This is a genomic window from Plastoroseomonas hellenica (genome assembly GCF_018129085.1).
Lineage (GTDB): Bacteria > Pseudomonadota > Alphaproteobacteria > Acetobacterales > Acetobacteraceae > Plastoroseomonas > Plastoroseomonas hellenica.
Genome location: NZ_JAAGBB010000145.1, coordinates 1 through 1,255 on the forward strand (window position 1 = coordinate 1; position 1,255 = coordinate 1,255).

Annotated in this window: 1 protein-coding gene; it reads left to right on the forward strand. The window is 71.2% G+C overall.

Going from position 1 to position 1,255, the window contains the following annotated elements; all coding sequences use genetic code 11:
• Positions 1–1,255, forward strand: a 1,255-nt coding sequence (locus GXW71_RS34555; RefSeq protein ID WP_211858614.1) for an HlyD family type I secretion periplasmic adaptor subunit, incomplete at both ends; no start/stop codon positions are given.

Genomic DNA, 1,255 nt, shown 5'->3' on the forward strand with positions numbered 1-1,255 from the left:
TGTTCGGGCTGCTGGCGATCACGGTCTTCGTGGGCAGCTTCGTGGCCTGGTCGGTGCTGGCGCCGCTGTCCGAGGCGGCGATCGCGCCCGGGCTGATCAAGGTGGAGGGCCAGCGGCGGACCATCCAGCACCTCGAAGGCGGCATCGTCAGGGAGATCCTGGCCCGCGACGGCGATGTGGTGCGCCGCGGCCAGCCGCTGATGCGCCTCGATGACGTGCAGTCGGGATCGACGCTGGAATCGCTGCGCAGCCAGCGCTGGGCCTTCCTGGCCCAGGCGGCGCGGCTCGACGCCGAGCTCCGCCGCGCCGACACCATCGCCTATCCCGAGGTGCTGCGCCGCGCCGAGGACGCGCGCGCCGCCGAGGCGATGGCCAGCCAGCAGACCCTGTTCGAGGCGCGGCGCGCGGCGCTGCTGGCCCAGACCCAGGTGCAGCAGGCGCGGATCGAGCAGCAGCAGGCGGTGATCAGCTCGGCCGAGGGGCAGATCCGCGCCACCAGCATCCAGCTCGAGCTGATCCGGCAGGAGGAGCAGATCACCCGCGGCCTGGTGCAGCAGGGGCTGCAGCGGCTGCCGCAGCTCCTGGCGCTGCAGCGCAGCGCCGCGGCACTGGAAGGCACCGGCATCGATCTGCGCGGCCAGATCGAGCGGGCACGGGCCGGCATCACCGAGGCGCGGAACACCATCCGCCAGATCGAGGACACGCGGGTGCAGGATGCAGGCACCGAGCTGCGCGACCTCAGCCCGCGGCTGTCGGACATCGAGGAGCGGGTGCGGGCGGCGGAGGATGTGTCGACCCGGCGGGAGATCCTGGCGCCGGAGGACGGCACCATCCTGGGCTCGCGCTTCTTCACGGTCGGCGCGGTGGTGCGGCCCGGCGACCCCGTGATGGAGCTGGTGCCGACCCAAGACCGGCTGGTCGCCGAGGTGAACATCCAGCCGAACGACATCGACGTGGTGCATGTGGGGCTGCAGGCGGAGGTGCGGCTGCCGGCCTTCAAGCAGCGGCTGGTGCCGTTCCTGCACGGTCACGTGATCTTCGTGGCCAATGACGTGACCTTCGACGAGCGGACCCGGGCACCCTATTACCGGGCCCAGATCAGCATCGACCGCGAGCAGCTCGCCCGCCTGGACAATGTGAGCCTGGTCCCCGGCATGCCGGTCGAGGCCATGGTCCAGATCGGCGCCAGGTCCTTCCTGCGCTACATGATCCAGCCCGTCCTCGACAGCTTCCACCGCGCCTTCCGAGAACAGTA